Below are 2,577 nucleotides of genomic sequence, written 5' to 3'. Positions count from 1 at the left end.
GGCCTGCGGCCCGGTTGGCCTGCGGCCCCGGCGGCTCTCAGCCCCCGGCGGTGGCGGCTCGCGACCCCGGCGGGCGGCCCAGGCTGTGGCGGCCGATACCGGGGCAGGGCCGCGCCCTGTCAGGCGGGTTCGGCCTGTCCGGCCTGGGCTCGCGGCCCCGGCGGTGGCGGGCGGCCCAGGCTGTGGGAGCGGACACCGAGGCTGGGCCGCGCCCTGTCAGGCGGGTTCGGCCTGCCCGGCCTGGGCTCGCGGCCCCCGGCGGTGGCGGGCGGCCCCGGCGGTGGCGGGCGGTCCAGGCCGTGGCGGCCGTTACCGGGGCAGGGCCGCGCCCTGCCAGGCGGGCTCGGCCTGCCCGGTCGCCGCGCCGAGCGCGTCGAGGACGCCCTGTCCGTACTTGGCGAGCTTGTTCTCGCCCACCCCGCTGATGCCGCTCAGCTCGCCCAGCGTCGACGGCGCCGCCAGCACGATCTCGCGCAGCGTCGCGTCGTGGAAGATCACATACGCGGGGACGCCCTGCTCCTTCGCCGTGGCGCCGCGCCACGCGCGCAGCGCCTCGAACACGGGCAGCGCCTCCTGCGGCAGGTCCACCGGCGCGGAGCGCGCCCTGCCGCCCCCACCGGACCCGCCGCCGGCCCTGGCGGCCTTCGCGGCCTTCTCCGGCTCCTTGCGCAGCGTCACCTTCCGCTGCCCGCCGAGCACCTCGCCGCTCCCGTCCGTCAGCACCAGCGTGCTGTACTCGCCCTCCACGGCGAGCAGTCCCTGCGACAGCAGCTGGCGCGCGACGGAGCGCCACTTCGCCTCGCTCAGATCGGCCCCGATGCCGAAGACGCTCAGCCCGTCGTGGTCGAACTGGATGACCTTGGCCGTCTTCCTGCCCAGCAGGATGTCGACGGCCTGCCCGACGCCGAACTTCTGGTTGCGCTCGCGCTTCAGGCGCACAACCGTCGACAGCAGCTTCTGCGCCGGGACCGTGCCGTCCCACGACTCGGGCGGTGACAGGCATGTGTCGCAGTTGCCGCACGGCTCGCTCTTCTGCCCGAAGTAGTCGAGCAGCCGGACCCGGCGGCACTCCACCGTCTCGCACAACGCCAGCATCGCGTCGACGTGCTCGGACAGCCGGCGCCTGTGCGCCTCGTCGCCCTCCGACGTGTCGATCATCTTCCGCTGCTGCACGACGTCCTGATAGCCGTAGGCGAGCCACGCCGTCGACGGCAGGCCGTCCCGCCCTGCGCGGCCCGTCTCCTGGTAGTACCCCTCCACCGACTTCGGCAGGTCGAGGTGCGCGACGAACCGGACGTCCGGCTTGTCGATGCCCATGCCGAACGCGATCGTCGCGACCATCACCAAGCCGTCCTCGCGCAGGAACCGCGCCTGGTGCTCCTGGCGGACCCGCGCGTCCAGGCCCGCGTGGTACGGCAGCGCCTCGACGCCGTTCTTCACGAGGAACTCGGCGGTCTTCTCCACGGAGGCACGCGAGAGGCAGTAGACGATGCCCGCGTCGCCCGGGTGCTCGGTGCGCAGCAAGTGGAGGAGCTGCCGCCGCGGCTCGTTCTTCGGGGCGATCCGGTACTGGATGTTCGGGCGGTCGAAGCTCGCCACGAAGTGCCGCGCGTCCTGGAGCTTCAGCCGGGACGCGATCTCCCCGTGCGTCGCCTCCGTGGCCGTCGCGGTCAGCGCGATGCGCGGCACGTCCGGCCACCGCTCGTGCAGCGCGGACAGGGCCAGGTAGTCGGGGCGGAAGTCGTGGCCCCACTGCGCCACGCAGTGCGCCTCGTCGATGGCGAACAGCGAGATCGTGCCCCGCTCGAGCAGCCTGACCGTGGACTCCACCCGCAGCCGCTCGGGCGCCAGGTACAGCAGATCGAGCTCACCGGCGAGGAACTCGGCCTCCACCAGCCTGCGTTCGTCCAGATCCTGGGTAGAGTTCAGGAACCCGGCGCGCACGCCGAGCGCACGCAGCGCGTCCACCTGGTCCTGCATGAGCGCGATGAGCGGCGAGACCACGACGCCGACACCGTCGCGCACCAGCGCCGGGATCTGGTAGCACAGCGACTTGCCGCCGCCGGTCGGCATGAGCACGAGCGCGTCGCCGCCGCCGACCACAGTGTCGATGATCTCCTGCTGGCTGCCGCGGAACGCGTCGTAGCCGAAGACCCGGTGAAGCACTTCGAGCGCGCCGCCGCGGGCCGCGTCGGCGGCCGGCGCGACGACGTCGGCCGGTGCGCCGACGGTCTCGTCGGCCTGGTCCGGGTCGGTAGGGATGTCGAAGTCAGGAACGCTCACCCGGCCGAGTCTAGGGGCGGGGTAGGACAACGAGAGCCGGGACCGTGGCGCGCCTGGGCGGCGCGGGCGGGGCATCGCGCCCGGCCCAGCGCCCAACGGCCACCGTCCCGGCAGGCCGCCGCCTTCGGTGGGCTCCCGCGCCCCGGCGTTGACCGGGCCCTGCCGGGCATGGCCTGCCCGGCCGCGTGAGGCCACCGAAGGCGGCCGATCGGAAGGCGACGCGGCTGAACTCCGGGGAACTGCTGGAGCCGGAGGTCCGCCGCTGCCTGGGAAAAAGGGGGGGGGGGGGGGGGG

Annotated in this window: 1 protein-coding gene; it reads right to left on the bottom strand. The window is 74.2% G+C overall.

Translation table 11 applies throughout. The features are described from left to right. Window positions 1-309: 309 nt before the first annotated feature. The gene (gene recQ / locus JFN87_RS32825; RefSeq protein ID WP_372449335.1) at window positions 310-2,358 is read right to left on the bottom strand and encodes a DNA helicase RecQ; all 2,049 of its coding nucleotides are present in this window, start codon (window positions 2,356-2,358) and stop codon (window positions 310-312) included. Window positions 2,359-2,577: the final 219 nt, after the last annotated feature.

It is taken from the genome of Streptomyces montanisoli (assembly GCF_017813245.1).
GTDB classification, from domain to species: Bacteria; Actinomycetota; Actinomycetes; order Streptomycetales; family Streptomycetaceae; genus Streptomyces; species Streptomyces montanisoli.
This window is presented reverse-complemented; position numbering and strand designations above follow the sequence as displayed.

What these genes read in the sequence shown, in the direction of transcription:
- recQ (WP_372449335.1), bottom strand. Translation starts at nt 2,358, where the DNA reads ATGCCCCGCCCGCGCCGCCCAGGCGCGCCACGGTCCCGGCTCTCGTTG.